14 protein-coding genes are annotated in these 15,700 nt (G+C 71.4%); 5 read left to right on the forward strand and 9 right to left on the reverse strand.

The window, feature by feature from the left end; genetic code table 11:
• Nucleotides 1-5: 5 nt before the first annotated feature.
• From AB3M90_RS09595 to AB3M90_RS09605, 3 genes are all read left to right on the forward strand, one after another.
• Nucleotides 6-2,573: an alpha-mannosidase gene (locus tag AB3M90_RS09595; protein WP_412951729.1), complete on the forward strand. Its 2,568-nt coding sequence runs from the start codon at nucleotides 6-8 to the stop codon at nucleotides 2,571-2,573.
• Nucleotides 2,546-4,453, forward strand: coding sequence for a beta-L-arabinofuranosidase domain-containing protein (locus AB3M90_RS09600; RefSeq protein WP_412951730.1), 1,908 nt, complete (start codon nucleotides 2,546-2,548; stop codon nucleotides 4,451-4,453). Before AB3M90_RS09595 ends, AB3M90_RS09600 begins: the two co-directional genes overlap by 28 nt.
• A 66-nt stretch (nucleotides 4,454-4,519) precedes the next feature.
• Nucleotides 4,520-5,266, forward strand: coding sequence for an alpha/beta fold hydrolase (locus AB3M90_RS09605; protein ID WP_412951731.1), 747 nt, complete (start codon nucleotides 4,520-4,522; stop codon nucleotides 5,264-5,266).
• Nucleotides 5,267-5,276: 10 nt separating this feature from the next.
• Here AB3M90_RS09605 and AB3M90_RS09610 read toward each other — a convergent pair whose 3' ends face one another.
• The 7 genes from AB3M90_RS09610 to AB3M90_RS09640 all read right to left on the reverse strand — a co-directional run bounded on the left by AB3M90_RS09610 (nucleotide 5,277) and on the right by AB3M90_RS09640 (nucleotide 12,300).
• On the reverse strand, nucleotides 5,277-6,308 hold the full coding sequence (locus AB3M90_RS09610) for a Gfo/Idh/MocA family protein (RefSeq protein WP_412951732.1): 1,032 nt from the start codon (nucleotides 6,306-6,308) through the stop codon (nucleotides 5,277-5,279).
• Nucleotides 6,305-7,318, reverse strand: coding sequence for a Gfo/Idh/MocA family protein (locus tag AB3M90_RS09615; protein WP_412951733.1), 1,014 nt, complete (start codon nucleotides 7,316-7,318; stop codon nucleotides 6,305-6,307). The genes AB3M90_RS09610 and AB3M90_RS09615 overlap by 4 nt, the downstream gene beginning before the upstream one ends.
• A gap of 114 nt (nucleotides 7,319-7,432) precedes the next feature.
• A complete protein-coding gene (locus AB3M90_RS09620) occupies nucleotides 7,433-8,230 on the reverse strand; it encodes an endonuclease/exonuclease/phosphatase family protein (RefSeq protein WP_412951734.1) in 798 nt (265 codons plus the stop codon).
• 63 nt (nucleotides 8,231-8,293) lie between these two features.
• Nucleotides 8,294-9,163 carry a dihydrodipicolinate synthase family protein gene (locus AB3M90_RS09625; protein WP_412951735.1) on the reverse strand — a complete coding sequence of 290 codons (870 nt, stop codon included), beginning with the start codon at nucleotides 9,161-9,163 and terminating at the stop codon, nucleotides 8,294-8,296.
• Entirely contained in the window at nucleotides 9,160-10,791 is a 1,632-nt protein-coding gene (locus AB3M90_RS09630) for a tripartite tricarboxylate transporter permease (RefSeq protein ID WP_412951736.1), read from the reverse strand. The genes AB3M90_RS09625 and AB3M90_RS09630 overlap by 4 nt, the downstream gene beginning before the upstream one ends.
• Nucleotides 10,788-11,315, reverse strand: coding sequence for a tripartite tricarboxylate transporter TctB family protein (locus AB3M90_RS09635; RefSeq protein ID WP_412951737.1), 528 nt, complete (start codon nucleotides 11,313-11,315; stop codon nucleotides 10,788-10,790). The genes AB3M90_RS09630 and AB3M90_RS09635 overlap by 4 nt, the downstream gene beginning before the upstream one ends.
• A gap of 13 nt (nucleotides 11,316-11,328) precedes the next feature.
• Nucleotides 11,329-12,300, reverse strand: coding sequence for a tripartite tricarboxylate transporter substrate binding protein (locus AB3M90_RS09640; RefSeq protein ID WP_412951738.1), 972 nt, complete (start codon nucleotides 12,298-12,300; stop codon nucleotides 11,329-11,331).
• Nucleotides 12,301-12,450: 150 nt separating this feature from the next.
• Between AB3M90_RS09640 and AB3M90_RS09645 the strand changes: the two genes are divergently transcribed.
• Entirely contained in the window at nucleotides 12,451-13,764 is a 1,314-nt protein-coding gene (locus tag AB3M90_RS09645) for a cytochrome P450 (protein ID WP_412951739.1), read from the forward strand.
• 11 nt (nucleotides 13,765-13,775) lie between these two features.
• Complete coding sequence (locus tag AB3M90_RS09650) at nucleotides 13,776-14,504, forward strand: hypothetical protein (protein WP_412951740.1); 729 nt, start codon at nucleotides 13,776-13,778, stop codon at nucleotides 14,502-14,504.
• A gap of 4 nt (nucleotides 14,505-14,508) precedes the next feature.
• Here AB3M90_RS09650 and AB3M90_RS09655 read toward each other — a convergent pair whose 3' ends face one another.
• The gene (locus AB3M90_RS09655; protein ID WP_412951741.1) at nucleotides 14,509-15,171 is read right to left on the reverse strand and encodes a GntR family transcriptional regulator; all 663 of its coding nucleotides are present in this window, start codon (nucleotides 15,169-15,171) and stop codon (nucleotides 14,509-14,511) included.
• Nucleotides 15,172-15,257: 86 nt separating this feature from the next.
• On the reverse strand, nucleotides 15,258-15,686 hold the full coding sequence (locus tag AB3M90_RS09660) for a heat shock protein transcriptional repressor HspR (protein WP_412951742.1): 429 nt from the start codon (nucleotides 15,684-15,686) through the stop codon (nucleotides 15,258-15,260).
• Nucleotides 15,687-15,700: the final 14 nt, after the last annotated feature.

Raw genomic sequence — 15,700 nt, forward strand, 5'->3', positions numbered from 1 at the left:
CGCCGATGTCGAACGCGCCCTCGGGCGCGCAGCCGGAGGGGCGCCCGGCGACCGCGCGTCCTGCCGCGACCCCCGACCGCACGCTGCATATGATCGGCAACGCGCACCTCGACCCGGTGTGGCTGTGGCCCTGGCAGGAGGGGTACCAGGAGGCGCGGGCCACCTTCGCCAGCGCGCTCGACCGGATGGACGAGTATCCCGACTTCGTCTTCACGTGCGATCAGATCGTGCTGCTGTCGTGGGTCGAGGAGCAGGACCCCGAGATGTTCGCCCGCATCGCCGAGCGCGTCGCCGAGGGCCGCTGGGTCAACGTCGGCGGCTGGTGGGTCGAGCCCGACTGCAACATGCCGATGGGCGAGTCGTTCGCCCGGCAGGGCCTGTACGGTCAGCGCTTCCTGCAGTCGCGCTTCGGGAAGATCGCCACGGTCGGCATGAACGTCGACCCGTTCGGTCACAGCGTCGGCATCCCCCAGATCCTCCGCGGCCAGCGGATGGACTCGTACACGTTCCTCCGCCCCGGACCGCACGAGGGCGACCTCGACGAGACGCTCTTCCACTGGGAGTCGCCGGACGGCTCGCGGGTGCTGGCCTTCCGCATCCCGTTCGAGTACTGCAGCCCTCCCGGCGACGTGTCGGGCCAGACCGAGAAGTCGCTGGGCCAGCTCGACCGCTCGCTCGGGTCGATGATGGTGTTCTACGGGGTCGGCAATCACGGCGGCGGGCCCACCAAGGCCAACATCGACTCGATCCACCGCTACGACCGGATGGGCACCTTCGGGAGGATGACCATGTCGTCACCGCGCACCTACTTCGACGAGATGCTCGCCCGCGGAGAGGGCTTCCTCGACGGCCTCACGGTGCGCCGCGACGACCTGCAGCACCACGCGCCCGGCTGCTACTCGGCGCACTCCGGCATCAAGGCGTGGCAGCGCCGCGCGCAGCACGCCGTGCTGTCTGCCGAGCGCTGGGCCACGGCCGCGATGGCCCTCGGCGGCGACGACTACCCGCGCGACGACCTCGAGCGCGCCTGGAAGCAGATCCTGTTCAACCAGTTCCACGACATCCTCCCCGGGTCGGCGATCGAGCCGTCGTACGACGACGCACGCGACCAGCTCGGGGAGGCGGTCGCCATCGCCAAGCGCATCATCACCCGGGCGCACAACCGCATCGCGCGTCGCATCGACATCCCGGCGGATGCCGCCACGCAGCCCGTCGTGGTGTTCAACCCGCACCCGTGGGCGGTCTCGGTCGACGTCGACTTCCAGTACGGCGCCCAGCCGCACGGCGTGCGCGTGGTGGACCACGAGGGCGTCGAGGTGCTCTCGCAGGCGACGCAGTCGACGGCGACCACGGGCGACCGCAGTCGGGGCGCCGTGACCTTCCGGGCCGACGTGCCGGCGTTCGGCTACGTGCTGTACCGGCTGCTGCCGGGGCCGGCGATCGCACCGGCATCCGACCTGCGGGTCTCCGACGACGGCACCGTCATCGAGAACGCGCATCTGCGGGTCGAGCTCGATCCCGCCACCGGCGACGTGATCTCGCTGCGCGACAAGGCGACCGGCGTCGATCCGCTGGCCGACACGACGGGTCAGCCGCGCACCGCCGTGTGCGACGACCCGACCGACACCTGGGGCCACCGCGTCGTCTCGTACGCCTGGCCCGGCGCGGCGATGACGCTCGACCGCATCGTGGTGCGCGAGACCGGCCCGCTGCGCTCCCGGGTGCGCGTCGAGCGCTCGTGGGGTGCGAGCTCGCTCGTCGAGGAGTACCTGCTCGACCACGATGCCCGCGCCGTGCGCGTCGACGTCACCCTCGACTGGCGCGAGAAGGCGCATCTGCTCAAGCTGCGGTTCCCGGTCGGGCTCGTCGACCCGTCGGCGACGTACGAGATCCCGTACGGCACGATCGAGCGTCCGGTCGACGGGGCGGAGGAGCCCGCGCAGTCGTGGGTCGACCTGACCGGCACGATCGACGGTGCGCCCGCCGGGCTGACCGTCGTCGCGACGACGAAGCACGGGTGGGACGTCTCGCCCGCAGGTTCCGCCGGACTCGAGACCCCGAGCATCGGCATCACCGCCGTCCGCAGCCCCGTGTACTCGTGGCACGATCCCCGCCTGCTCGACCCCGACGGCATCTATTCGTTCCAGGACCAGGGCATCCAGCGCTTCAGCCTCGAGCTCATCCCGCACGCCGGCGACTGGCGCGCGGCACAGCCGACCCGCCGGGCCGCCGTGCTCGGCGCACCGGTCCGCGCACAGCAGGAGTCGTTCCACGCGGGCGACCTGCCGCCACGCACGAGCTTCGCCGACGACGGTGCAGGTGCCGTCATGATCACCGCGATCAAGGGCAGCGAAGACGTGCCGGATGCCGGTGCGGCCGACATCATCGTGCGCGCGGTCGAGACAACCGGGCGGTCGGCGAGCGCGCGGATGACGCTGCCGATCGTCGAGCGCGAGTTCGAGGCCGAGTTCCGACCGCACCAGGTGCGCACATTCCGGGTGCCGCTCGACCCCGTGGCCGACGTCGTCGAGGTCGATCTGCTCGAATGGCCGCTGGGCGAGCCGCCGGCGTGAACGCGGGCGTGAACGCGGGCGGGGGCAGGGTCGCGCCCCCGCCGGCGATCGCGGTCGAGATCCTCGACGCCGATCCCGCCGACTTCCGCATCGACGTCCGCAGCGAGGGCGAGGCGCGGCGCGTGACCGTGCGGTACACGGGCGCCGCTCCCGTCGACGCCGCGGTGCGGGTGTCGGTGACGGTGCGGGATGCCGACGATCCGTGGTGGCTCATTCCCGGCCTGTTCTACGGCACCAACCGTCCGGCCGATAACGACCGGCTCTACCCGCGCTTCGAGCCGTGCATCGACGGCCGGCCGGCGCGTGATGCGTTCACCAGCGCCGAGTGGCACTTCCGCTCCGACCGGGCCGCGACGCCGGCGGTGCTCGTCTGGCCGGGTCGCGACCGTTCGGGCCTCGCCCTCTCCGTCCCACCGACGACCGCCCTCGGGCTGACCGGTCTCGGGTTCGCCCTGCGCGACGGTGACGCGCAGCTCAGCGCCACCTTCCCGGCCCGCGAGTTCCCGGTGACCTACTACGGCGACGCCGAGCCGCGCGACCCCGAGGTGCTGAGGCACACGTTCGTGCCCGGTGACGAGATCGAGCTCGCCGTGCGGATCCACACCCTCTCCGCCGACCGGCACGACTACGCGCGGCTCCTCCGCGCGCTCCACAGCGCCAGTGCGGCATCCGCTCCGCTGCGTCCGTGGGTCGACATCCCGACGGCGGCCGCGCTGAGCGCCGAGGGTCTGCACCGGTGGCACTACGACCCCGACCCCGGTGTGCTGCTCGAGACCGTCGGATTCGACCGCGAGGTCACCGGTCGCGACGGAAGGCCGGTCGACCGGCAGGCCATGCACATCGGCTGGGTCTCCGGCATCCCGTGGGCGTATGCGATGCTGCGCCACGCCGACCGCACGGGCGACGCGCCCCTGCGCGAGGCGGCCGAGCGCATCATCGACTTCTGCACCGCCGAGCTCTCGCCGAGCGGCACGTTCTGGGGCGTCTGGTATCGCGACAGCGGCTGGAGCCAGAGCTGGACCGCGCATCGCCGCGGTCTGCACGGTCGTACGCTCGGCGAGGCCACGCACTTCCTCGTCCGCGCGGTCGCCCTTCACGACCGGCCGGACTGGCGTGCGGCGGCATCCTCGAACCTCGACACGATCGTCGCCCGGCAGCGGGACGACGGCAATCTCGGCAGCATCCATCATGCCGAGACGGGAGAGGTGCTCGTCTGGGACGGATCGGCCGGACTCGCCTGGGTGGGCGCCCTCGCCGAGGCCGCCGCGTGGGATGAGCGGTACCTTCCCGCCGCGGTGCGCGCCGCGGACTGGTACGCGCGCCTCGTGCTCGACGAGGACCTGCACGGCGCTCCCGAAGACGTCGACCTGGCGGGGACGAGCGAAGACGGCTACGTGGCGGTGATGGCCTATCGGGCGCTGCACCGCGCGACCGGCGACGGGCGTTGGCTCGATCTCGCGCGGCGGGCGGCCGACTTCGCCCTGTCGTTCCGCTACACCTACGACGTCGACTTCGCGCCGTCGTCGATGCTCGGCGTCTACGACTTCGGCACGCGCGGCGCCGATCAGGCTTCGCCCTCGAACCAGCATCTGCACTCCTACGGCCTCGTGATGACCCGCGAGATGCTGGAGCTGGCGGATGCCACGGGCGACGAGCACTACCGCGAACGCGCGCTCGAGTCGCTCGCGTGCTTCCGCCAGTTCGTCGCGCGGTTCGACGGCGACTTCAACGCGTACCGGGGCATGGTCACCGAGCGGTACTACCAGACGGAGTGCTTCCAGCCGAAGGGCATGCTGCTCACCCTTTCGCACGCATGGAGCGCCGGCGTGCTGCTGCTCGGCTGCGAAGACGCGATCGCCGCGGGCATCCTGGGCCCCTGAGGGTTGTCAAGCCCCTCGGCCGACCTCCGACCCTCGCGCAGGATGGGGTCGACCTGAGGAGGCGCAGTGGATGTGATTCTGGTGCCGGGGCTGTGGCTCGACGGATCGTCCTGGCAGGAGGTCGCCGCGCTGCTCGACGCCGCCGGTCACGTCACCCACCCGCTGAGCCTGCGCGGTCTGACGGCGAGGTCGGCCGATCGGTCGGGGGTGATGCTCGCCGATCACGTCGCCCTCATCGCGAGCACGATCGACCAGATGGGCGGCCCCGTCGCGCTCGTCGGCCACGCCGAGGCGTGCGGGCTGGTTCACGCCGCCGTCAACCGGCGACCCGAGCGCGTCGCCCGCGCCTTCCACGTCGGCGGCCTGCCCAGTGCGCACGGGACCTACGTCTTCACGGGGTTCACCGCCGATGCCCACCGCGACACGGCCGACCTCGAATGGCGGGGGTCGGCGGATGCCGCTCTCGCCGCCCTGCGGGAGCGCCAGCGCGACGGCTACGGCAACGGCGTCGACTCCCTGCAGCGGCTCACCGACGAACGACGCTTCGATGTGCCGGCCACGATCGTGGCGACCGAGTACACCACCGACGACATCCGCCGATGGGTCGCCGAAGACGCCGATCCCGCACGCGAGGTCGCCCGCCTGCGCGACGTGACGCTCATCGATCTGCCGTCGGGCCACTGGCCGCAGTTCGAGCACAGCGAGGAGCTCGCCCGCCTCATCCTCGAGTCCCTCCCCACCCCTCACTCAGCCACGGTGGATCAGAAACGCGTCCCCGCGGGGCTTGGGGGCGGCATTTCTGATCCAGCCTGAGCGCACTCCTTCAGTAGGAGTGGGCGCGCGCGGCGTTCTTGACCTGCGCGATCGTCCCGTCGGCCGACGACTCGTACGCGGCGAGGATGACGCCCAGCACGTCGATGCCCTCGACGTGCGTCTGGAGCGGACGACGCCCGTCGCGGAGGCTCTCCGCGAAGTGGGCGATCTCGGCGGCGAACTCGTGCACCGGCTCGAACGTCGTCGTCACGGGGTCCTGTCCGCGCAGCCGTGTGGTCAGAGTGGTGCCGTCCGACGTCAGCGAGCCCTTCTCGCCGACGAGGGAGAACTTCTCGGTCGCCACCGCGGGCTGGTACGCCCAGCTCGTCGTCACGTGCCCGACCACGCCGTTGTCGTAGCGCACCAGGACCTGGGCCGAGTCCTCGCCCTCCATGAATTCCAGCCGGTGCCGCGAGAGCATCGCGGCGACCTCGACGGGGGTCCCGCCGGCCAGATGCTGGAGCAGGTAGAGGGGGTGGTACCCGGTGTCGATGAGCTCTCCACCGCCGGCCGTGGCGGCGTGGGCGCGCCACCCCATGCTCTCGGGCGTGAAGTCGTTGAAGAAGCTGTCGGTCGTGCGCACCTCGTACACGCGTCCGAGCGCCCCGCTCTCGACGAGCTGCTTCGCCGCGGCGACGGCAGGGAGGAACAGCTGGTTGTGCGCGCACATCACGGTCACACCGTTGCGCTCGACGGCATCGGCGATCGCCTCGGCCTCCGCCGCCGACAGGCAGAGCGGCTTCTCGCAGAGCACGTGCAGCCCGGCATCCGCGGCGGCGATCACGGCGTCGGCGTGCAGGTGGTGCGGCAGGCAGATGTCCACGGCATCCAGCCCGCCCGCGGCGATCATGTCGCGATAGTCGGCGAAGACGCGCACGTCGGGGTCGTCACCGCGACGCCTCTCGGCGTTCTCGGTGATCGGATCGGCGACGGCGGCGAAGGTCACCGTCTCGGGGTTGCGCAGGTATCCGGCCACGTGCGCGCCGGCGATGCCGCCGGCGCCGATCAGCCCGATGCGGATCCTGTCGGTCGCGTTCGTCATGCGTGTCCTTCCGTTCGGGGGGCGGTGTCTCGGGCGGCGGTGTCGGCGGCAGCGGCGTTCGCGGCGACGACGAAGCGGGTGAGGTCGACCGCGGCCTGCAGGTTGCGCGCGGTGTCGGCGCCGCCGCGGATCGCGTCGACCCAGAGCGCGTACGGGCCCGCGGCGGGTTCGTCGAGCTCGATCTCCGACCAGGTGTCGCCGAACCGGCCGCCCTTGACGATCATCGATTCCTGGCCGAATCCGTAGAGGAGCGACGCCTCGGTGCCGCGCAGCTCGAGCGCCGAGGCGCCCGGGGTCGTGACGAAGGCGGCCTCGGCCACGCCCAGCGCTCCGCCGGGGTACTGCGCGACGACGACCGCGTTGTCTTCGACGGCGCGTCCGGTGACGTGGCCGTAGGCCGCGGTGATCCGTTCGGGGCGCGCGCCGAGGAACCGCTGGATGAGATAGGCCGGGTGGCATCCGAGATCGGCGAACGCGCCGCCGATCGCCGCGACCGGGTCGGCGAAGCGTTCGGGGAGCCATCCCGCGAGCCAGCCGTCGTGGGCGACGCGCACCCGCGCGTAGGTGATCTCGCCGAGGGCGCCGGAGTCGACGAGGCGCGCGGCGGTGACCCCGAACGGCTCGGCGAGGCGGGGCAGCGACACGACGAGGGCGACGCCGGCGTCGCGCGCGGCCGCCACGAGCGCCTCGGCCTCGTCGACGGTCGGCGCGAGCAGCTTCTCGGTGAAGACGTGCTTGCCCGCGGCGATCGCCCGGCCGATCACGTCGGTGTGCTCGTTCGTCGCCGTCGTGACCGTGATGGCGTCGAGATCGGGACGCGCCAGCAGGGCGTCGAGGCTGTCGGCGAGCGGAACGCCCAGGCGGGCGGCGCCCGCGCTCCCTCGCTCGGCATCCGGATCCCAGGCGCCGACGATGGTCGTCGCGGGATGCTGGACCGTCTCGCGCGCGTAGTCGTCGGCATGGACGTGCCAGAACCCGACGACGCCGACTCCGATGGTGTGGTCAGCCAACAGGGCACTCCTTCGTGTTGTCGTCCGTCCGCGCACGCCGGAGGGATCCGGCGCGGGGTGGGATGTGGCAACGTTACCAGGTGCTCCCGCGCGGAGTCACGCCGTAGAAGGAGATCAGGAGTGATCGCCGACGATGATGTCGGCGACGAGCGGATAGTGATCCGATGGCGGCAGTCCGCCCGGCTCGTCGCGGACGATCCAGGCGGCGGCGGAGTGCGCACCCAGGGTTCCCGGCGCGAAGAGCACGTGGTCGATGCGACGGTCGTACTGTCCGACCGCCTCCGGGGGCGCGAAGCGATTGGTCGAGCTCAGCGTGCGGTCGTCGGCATCGGCGGGCGCGGCGTCCCACGCATCGCGCAGGTCCATTCCCGCGAGCGGGGGCTGGCTCGGGTCGTAGTTCAGGTCGGCGAGCAGGATGCTGGGGAGGGGCCGGGCGTCGTGGCCCTCGCGCGTGATCTGGCGCAGCGCAGCGACCTGGGCGGTCGTCTCGTCGAGACGCTCGGGCTCCCAGCTCGTCGCCCCGACGACGACGCGGAGCTCGCCGCGCGGATGCGCCACCGTGGCGACGAGCGCCGCGTTGACGCGCCCGTCCGAGGGCGTCGCGGCGCGCTCGACGTGAGCGATGGGCCAGCGGCTGACCAGACCCAGGCCCATCCGCGCCTCCGCCTGCGAGGGCTCCTCGACGGGCTCCGGCTCGGGCGGGAGCCCGACGGGGACGAACGCCGCGGAACCGCCGATCGCCTGAGCGAGCACGTCGGCCTGGGTGACACCGTCGGCGCCCCAGCACTCCTGGAGTCCGAGCACGTCGGGCTGCTGATCGCGGACGACCGCGAGCAGACCGGGTTCGCGCTGCTGCCAGTTGCCGCCGAACCGCCACCACACGTTCCAGGTCATCGCACGGAGGGAGTCCATGTCGACAGGATCACCCGGTGCCGGGCGGCCGCGCATGCCCTTGACAGGCGCGCGCGGCGCCCCTCAGCGGTGCGCGGCGACGACCTGCGCGACGGCGCTGCGCTCGGCGTCGGTGGGCTCGGCGATCGCCATGCGGCAATGCGTGTCGACGACGTCGAGCACGCGGTACGCCTCTTTCATGCGGGCCATGTCGCCGCCGATGAGCGAGACGACGTCGTCGACCGCGGCCTGCGCGGCGGCGATCGCGGCGGCGTCGCCCGAGCGACCGGCATCCGCCAGCGCGCGGAACGGCTTGGGGGTCACCGACGAGACTCCCGAGACGACGCCCTGTGCGCCGACGCCGACGGCCGCGATGAGGTCGCGATCGGCGCCGGTGTAGAGCTCGAAGTCCGCGGGCACCGCGGCCCGGTAGGCGGCGATGTCGTCGAGCGAGAGCTCGCTGATCTTCGCGCCGACCACGGTGGGTAGCTCGGCCAGGCGCGCGAGGAGCGCGGGCGAGACCGGGTTCCCGCTGCGCGCGGGGTAGATGTACACGTACAGGCGCCCGTCGCCGACGGCATCCGACACCGCCCGGTAGTAGTCGAAGATCGACTCGTCCGTGGCCTTCAGATAGTAGGGGGTGAGGGCGGCGAACTCCGTCGCGCCCAGCTCGCGCGCGATCCGGGTGAGTCGCACGGCCTCGAACGTGCTCGGCTGACCGACGTGCACGATCACGCGCATGCGGTCCCTCAGCTCGGCGAGCGCGGCCTCGACGAGGGCGGCGAACTCGTCGGCGTCGACGGCCGGGAACTCGCCGGTCGTGCCGAGCACGAAGGCGCCCTCGTTGCCCGATTGGGCGACGAACCGGAAGATCGCGCGCGATCCTTCGAGGTCGAGGCTCCCGTCGCGGTGGAACGCGGTGGGCACCGCGGTCAGGATGTCGTAGCGCGTCACTTCTCGTTCTCCTTGGGGGTCTTGCCGGGCTTGCGGGTGCGCACGGTCGAGGTGAGCAGATCGGGCGTGGCGGCGAGCTCGTCGTGCGCCCGCTCGATCTGCTCGATGCTGTCGTCGTGCAGGATCGAGTCGGCCAGCGCCGCACGCTCGGCACGCGGTCGCCGCGCGGCACGGATGGCCGGCATCACGATCGACAGCACCGCGAGGGCGAGCAGCACGATCGCGATGGGACTGACGACCTCGAAGAACGGGCGCGTCGGCAGGATGGCCAGCGTGCGGGCGAGGTTCTCCTCGGCCAGCGGCCCCAGGAGCAGACCGAGCACCACCGGTCCGGCCGGAACCTGCATGCGCTTGAGCAGGACGCCGACGACGCCGAACACGAGCATCGTCACGACGGTCGAGAGCGAGTTCGAGGTGGCGTAGGTGCCGATGATGCAGAAGATCAGGATGCCGCTCCACAGGTACGGCTGCGGCACGTCGAGCAGCTTCACCATGCCCTTCATGCGCACGAGGCTCAGCGCCAGCGACAGGATCGTCGCGATCAGCATGATGCCCACGATCGAGACGACGAGATCGGGACGGTTGGTGAAGAGCGTCGGACCGGGGGTGATGCCCCAGATGATCATCGATCCGATCATCACCGCCATCACCGAGTCACCGGGGATGCCGAGGGCCATGGTCGTCGTGAGCGACCCGCCGAGCGTGGCGCTGGAGGCCGTGTCGGAGGCCGCGACCCCCTCGATCGATCCCTTGCCGAACATCTGCGGCTGCTTCGAGACCTTGCGCGCGCGCTCCCATCCGATCAGACCGGCGATGTCGCCGCCCGCGGCCGGGATGAGGCCGACGCCGAGTCCCACCGCGCCGCCGACGGCCGTCGCGCGCCCGCTCTGCTTGAGCTCGGAGCGGTTCGGCCACCAGCGGCCGAGGCTCGAGATGGGCCGCACGCGCGAGGCGCGGTGCGTGAGCAGCTGGTCGAACAGCTCGGCGATGCCGAAGAGCCCGATGATGACGGCGATGAAGTTGACGCCCTCGACGAGTTCGAGCACACCGAACGTGAAGCGCTGGTCGGCCGTGGCGGCGTAGGTGCCGACGGTGCCGAGCATCAGCCCGAACAGGCCGGCGAGGATGCCCTTGAGCATCGACTTCGATGAGATGCCGATCATGATCGCGATGCCGAAGACGACCAGGGCGAAGAGCTCGGGAGACTTGAAGTAATCGCGCGCGAAGCTGGCGATCGGCACCGCGGCGACCGAGAACAGCACGAGCGAGGCGAGGATGCCGACCGCGGAGACGATCGCCGAGACGGTGAGCGCGAGTCCGGCCCGGCCCTGTTTCGCCATCGGATAGCCGTCGAGCGTGGTCGCGATGGATGCCGGCGTGCCCGGGGTGTTGATGAGGATCGACGGCACCCGGTCGCCGAAGTTCGCGGCGACGTAGATGGTGAGCAGGACCGCGAGGCCCTGCACGGGCTCGAGGGTCATGGTGAACCCTGCGGCGAGCGCGACCGCCATGGTCGCGGTGATGCCGGGGAAGGCGCCGACCATGAAGCCGAGCACGAGGCCGACCAGCATGTACAGCAGGATCGAGATGTCGAGGAGCGAGTTCAGCCCCTCCATGAGCGCGTTCACAGGGGAATCCTCAGGAGGATCCCGAACACGACGTAGACGAACGCCGTGACCGAGACGGAGTAGATGATGAGGCTCAGCCACCGTCGGTGGCCGTAGAGGAGCATGAGGCCGGCCATCAGCAGGGCCGTGGCGATCGGGAACACCTCGATGCGGTAGCCGAACAGGATGACCGAGCCGAGCGACCAGATCGCCACGAAGACCAGCGCGATGGCGATCGTGGCGACGACGCGGACGTAGCCGTTCGGCTGGATGCGCTCGAGGTCTTCCCTGGTCGGGGCGGGGCGGGTGATCGCGATCGCGAGGATGGCGATCGCGATCACCACGCCGGAGACGCCGACCACCATGGGCCAGAAGCGGGCGTCGATCTGGCCGGCGGCCGCCTCGCGACGCAGAGGGATCTGCGTCGCGAGGAAGACGTAGCCGGCGGTGAACGCCAGGGCGACGATGCCGAACGCGATCTCGAGCGGCCGCGACGCGGCCGCGCCCTGGTACTCGTCCGCGTGTGCGGTGTCGGAGGTCGACATGCTGCGCCCGGTGCTAGCCCAGGAGGTCCTGGAAGAGGGTGAACTGCTCGTCGACGAAGGCGGTCCACTCGGCCGAGTCGCGGTAGACGACCAGGTTCCCGGCATCCTTCTGGAACTGCTGGTAGCTGTCCGACTCGACGGCCTCCTTCACGGCGGCCTCGAGCTTCTCCTTCACGTCGTCGGGAAGACCCTTCGGGGCGTAGATGCCGCCCCAGCCGCCGAACTCGACCGCGTCGCCGAGGGCCTCCTCGACCGTGGGGACGTCTTCCGCGTCGGGGTGCCGCTCGTCGTTCATGACGCCGAGGATGCGCACGGCCTCACCCTGCGCGAGGGCTTCGCCGAGTCCGGAGACGGCGGCGACGGTCTCGCCGGATGCCGCGGCGGCGACGGCGGTCGCACCGCCGTCGTAGGGCACGGGGGTGAAGTCGGCGTCGGTGGCGTCGCCGAGCCCGATGGTGGCCGCCTCCCAGATGGAGCCGGCACCCGAGTTCGCGACGGTGACGGCGCCGGACTTCGCCTGGTCGACGAGGTCTTCCAGACTCTCGATGCCGCTCGACGCGCCGACGGTGATGACGCCGGGGGCGAGCATGATCTGGCCCAGCAGGTCGTAGTTCTCGGGCAGCACGTCGGCGCTCTGAGTGGTGTTGAGCATGGCGATCTCGACGGGCGCGAAGCCGATGACGTAGCCGTCGGGCTCCTGCGCGCCGACGTACTCCATCGCGAGCGCTCCGGCGGCTCCCGGCATGTTCTCCGGGATGACGCTGACGCCGAGGATCTTCTCGAGCTCGGTGGCGAGGGCGCGCGACGAGAGGTCGGACCCTCCGCCGGGGTTCGCCTGGATGATGAGGCGGATGTCGTTCTCCGGGAACGTCGACTCGGCGGCGGTCTCGCCTTCTTCGACCTTGGTGCAGGCCGACAGGACGAGGGCGGTGGCCGCCAGGGCGGCGATGGCTGCGGCCGCCCGGGTGATGCGCGTGCGGGGCATCTTTGCTCCTCTACGTGGGTCGACCGTGTTGTCGACCCGTCGAGGCTAACAGTGTTGACTGTTAACAGTCAACACGGAAGTGGGCTAGCACAAGAGCAGAGCTGACGCCTCCCCCTTGGCGCGGCCATCCTCCTCGGCGAGCGTGGATGCATGCAGACGCGATCGACGGCACCCCACCCGCTGACGGAGGAATCACCGCAGCTCCTGCTGCGCGGCTATGGCTTCGGCGAGCACCTGTGGCGGCGCGCCCGCGACGGCGCCCGCGCCGTGCCGATGCGCCTGCTGGGACGAGACGCTCTTCTCGTTCGCGGAGCGGAAGGCGTCGGCCTCTTCTACGACGGCGAGCGCACCGCGCGGCACGGTGCGATGCCCGCGTTCGTACAGGAGACGCTGTTCGGTCACGGATCGGTGCACAGCCTCGATGGTGCCGACCAGCGCCACAGGAAGGCCACGTTCGTCGACGTCGCCTACGAGGATGCGCAGGTCGAGCGGCTGACGCCGCATCTCGAGCGCGAGTGGCGCGACGAGCAGCAGGCGTGGATCGACGGGTCGAGTTCGCGCAGCGCCTACGACGCGGCGGTGGGGGCGCTGGGCCGGGCAGTGATGCGCTGGGCGGGACTCCCCGGAACGGGCGCGGCGAAGACGCGCTGGGCCGAGCGACTCGCACAGATCGTCGACGGCTTCGGAGCCCCGTACTCACCGGCATTCCTCGCCGCGCAGGTGAATCGCCTGTGGTCCGATCGGCATGCCCGGCGGCTGATCGAGGCCGTGCGCGCGGGAGAGCTCGGGCCGCCGGCGGGCACGGCTCTGCACGAGTGGGCATGGCATCGCGATCGCGAGGGCGTCCTCCTCACCCCGCACCTGGCCGGCGTCGAGCTGCAGAACGTGCTGCGACCCACGATCGCCGTCGCACGCTTCGTCGCCTTCGCCGCGAAGGAGCTGCACGATCGCCCCGAGTGGCGCGAACGGATCGGCGCCGAGACAGCGACGAGGGACGCCCTGGTGGGCGGCACCCTCGCGACCGCGTTCGCGCAGGAGATCCGCCGGACCGCGCCTTTCGTTCCGCTGCTGCCCGCGTGGGCGACGCAGGACATGGAGTTCGACGGTCAGCGCGTGCCGGCGGGAGGGCGCGTGGTGCTCGACATCCTCGGCACGAACCTCGACGCCCAGTCGTGGGAGCGGCCTGATCGGTTCGATCCGGAGAGGTTCATCGGCGTGGACGATTATGAGGCGCTCGAGGCCTTCGTTCCGCACGGCGGCGCCGATGTCGCCGACGGCCACCGCTGCCCCGGAGAGAAGCTGGCGATCGCGGGCCTCGCCGCGGCCATCGCAGCGATGAGCGACCCGCGCGTCACCATTGTCCACGACGGGCTCGGGGTGAACCGGCGGCGACTGCCGACGAAACCCCGGTCGGGTGGTCGGGTGCGAGCCAGCGGCTCGCCCTCGCGCTGTCCCTTCCATTGAGGACCCGTGCCATGGCGAGGTTGCGTGAGCGGCTGATCGACACGGTCGCGTCCCTCCTGGGGGGAGCGCTGGCCGGCGTCTTCGCGGCGATCCGGGCGATGCGGCACCCGCGCCCCATCCATCCGCGCGGACTCGTGCTGATCGGCGACATCGCGTGGCTCGGCACAGGGGTGCGCTCGGGCATCGCCTGGATCGACGCGCCACCGGTGGCACCCGCGCCGGTGACCGCTCGCCTTTCGCGCTCGGTCGGGCTTCCCGCCCCGCTTCCCGATGTGATCGGGCTCGCCCTGCGCATCACGATCGCCCGCGAATCCCGCTTCGCCGATCTCGAACTCGCCACGACCGGCATCGGCGTGCCGGGCCGCTTCCTGCTGCGCCCCCACCGCACGCCTTCGCGCGCCCTTTTCGGCACGCTGCTGCCCTACCGGTCGTCCACCGGTCCCGTGCTCATCGCCGCGCAGCCCCGTCCCGGGCGCACGCTGCCGTCCGGGCTCCCGCAGATCTCCGACGCCATCGGAGAGGAACCATGGACGCTGCAGCTGTCTTTCGCCCGACCGCGCGGACCGTGGCATCCCTTCGCCGAGGTCACCCTGCGCGTCGCCGAGGATCAGGATGACCACGATCTGCGCTTCGACGCGCTACGGCATCCGCTCCCCGGCGCGTCGGCGTATCGCTGGGAGCGGCTGGCGCGACAGCTGTCGTACGACCTGATCCAGCGGACGGGCTCACCCGGGCGGTAGCCGCTCAGTCGCGGTCGGCGATCTCGCTCAGCATCCGATCCCGCGCGCCGTCGAGGTGCGCGGCGAGCACGTCGGCGGCGTCGGCCGGGTCGCCGCCGCGCATGACCTGCATCAGCCGGGCATGATCGGATGCCGACTCGTGCAGATCTTCGTCGTGGTTGATGGTCACCTCGAGAAGGGCGGCGAACGTGGGGAGGTACTGATCCCACGCGCCGTGGAGACGCGGGTGATCGGCCAGGGCGTAGATCTCGGAGTGGAACTCGAGGTCGGCCGTCACGAATGCGGCGTGGTCTCCGGCATCCGCCGCCTCGCCCATGCGGTCCACGGCTGCCGCCATCGCCGACCAGCGCGAGTCGTCGACCACGCGCATGGCGCGAGCGAGGGCCAGTTGTTCGAGCGCACCGCGCAGGCTGTAGAGCTGGTCGACGTCGTCGCGCGTCAGGCCCGTGATGTACACGCCGCGGGGACGCTGCACCTCGACGAGCTTCTCGTAGCTGAGCTGGGTGAGGGCGTCGCGCACGGGACCGCGACTGACCGAGAACTCCTCGGCGAGCGCCTCCTCGGTGATGCGCGTGCCCCGGGGGAGGTCGCCGCGCACGATGCGCTGACGCAGGACCCGGGCGACCTGCGCGCCGAGGGACTCGCCGCGGGTCACGGTCAACGTCATGGTGTCCTCCTGCTAACAGTGTCCTCCTGCTAACAGTGTCCTCCTGTTAACAGTTGACAGGATACACACCACGTCGTCGACGGCCGTCAGGCGCTCCCGCGCGGTCTCCAGAGCACGAGGTCGGTGGAGCGGCGGATGCGACGGCCCGAGGGCATCGGCACCACCCCGGTCGCTCCGGCGGCGAACACACGCACTCCCGGGCGGTTCTCCCGCTCGGTGCGCAGCGCCGCCTCGAGGCGGGCGACGCGCTCGCGCAGCATCCGGTTCTCGTCTTCGAGGTCGAGGACGCGGGCGATGGCGGGCAGGCTCACGCCCTCCGACGACAACTGGGCGACCTCGCGCAGCTGCTCGATGTTGCGATGCGAGTAGCGGCGCGAGCCGCCCGACGTGCGCCCGGGAACGACGAGACCGATGCGGTCGTACTGACGGAGGGTCTGCGGGTGCATACCGGCCAGCTCGGCCGCGACCGCGATCGCGAACACCGGGGTGTCGGCGTCCATCCGTCGCTCGGCCATGGGTCTCACCTCGT

The organism is Microbacterium martis, assembly GCF_047246685.1.
Classification (GTDB): domain Bacteria; phylum Actinomycetota; class Actinomycetes; order Actinomycetales; family Microbacteriaceae; genus Microbacterium.

Coding starts and splice junctions, on each gene's coding strand:
- AB3M90_RS09595 (WP_412951729.1), top strand. CDS start 6: ATGTCGAACGCGCCCTCGGGCGCGCAGCCGGAGGGGCGCCCGGCGACC.
- AB3M90_RS09645 (WP_412951739.1), top strand. CDS start 12,451: ATGCAGACGCGATCGACGGCACCCCACCCGCTGACGGAGGAATCACCG.
- AB3M90_RS09635 (WP_412951737.1), bottom strand. CDS start 11,315: ATGTCGACCTCCGACACCGCACACGCGGACGAGTACCAGGGCGCGGCC.
- AB3M90_RS09620 (WP_412951734.1), bottom strand. CDS start 8,230: ATGGACTCCCTCCGTGCGATGACCTGGAACGTGTGGTGGCGGTTCGGC.
- AB3M90_RS09655 (WP_412951741.1), bottom strand. CDS start 15,171: ATGACGTTGACCGTGACCCGCGGCGAGTCCCTCGGCGCGCAGGTCGCC.
- AB3M90_RS09660 (WP_412951742.1), bottom strand. CDS start 15,686: ATGGCCGAGCGACGGATGGACGCCGACACCCCGGTGTTCGCGATCGCG.
- AB3M90_RS09610 (WP_412951732.1), bottom strand. CDS start 6,308: ATGACGAACGCGACCGACAGGATCCGCATCGGGCTGATCGGCGCCGGC.
- AB3M90_RS09600 (WP_412951730.1), top strand. CDS start 2,546: ATGGCCGCTGGGCGAGCCGCCGGCGTGAACGCGGGCGTGAACGCGGGC.
- AB3M90_RS09640 (WP_412951738.1), bottom strand. CDS start 12,300: ATGCCCCGCACGCGCATCACCCGGGCGGCCGCAGCCATCGCCGCCCTG.
- AB3M90_RS09650 (WP_412951740.1), top strand. CDS start 13,776: ATGGCGAGGTTGCGTGAGCGGCTGATCGACACGGTCGCGTCCCTCCTG.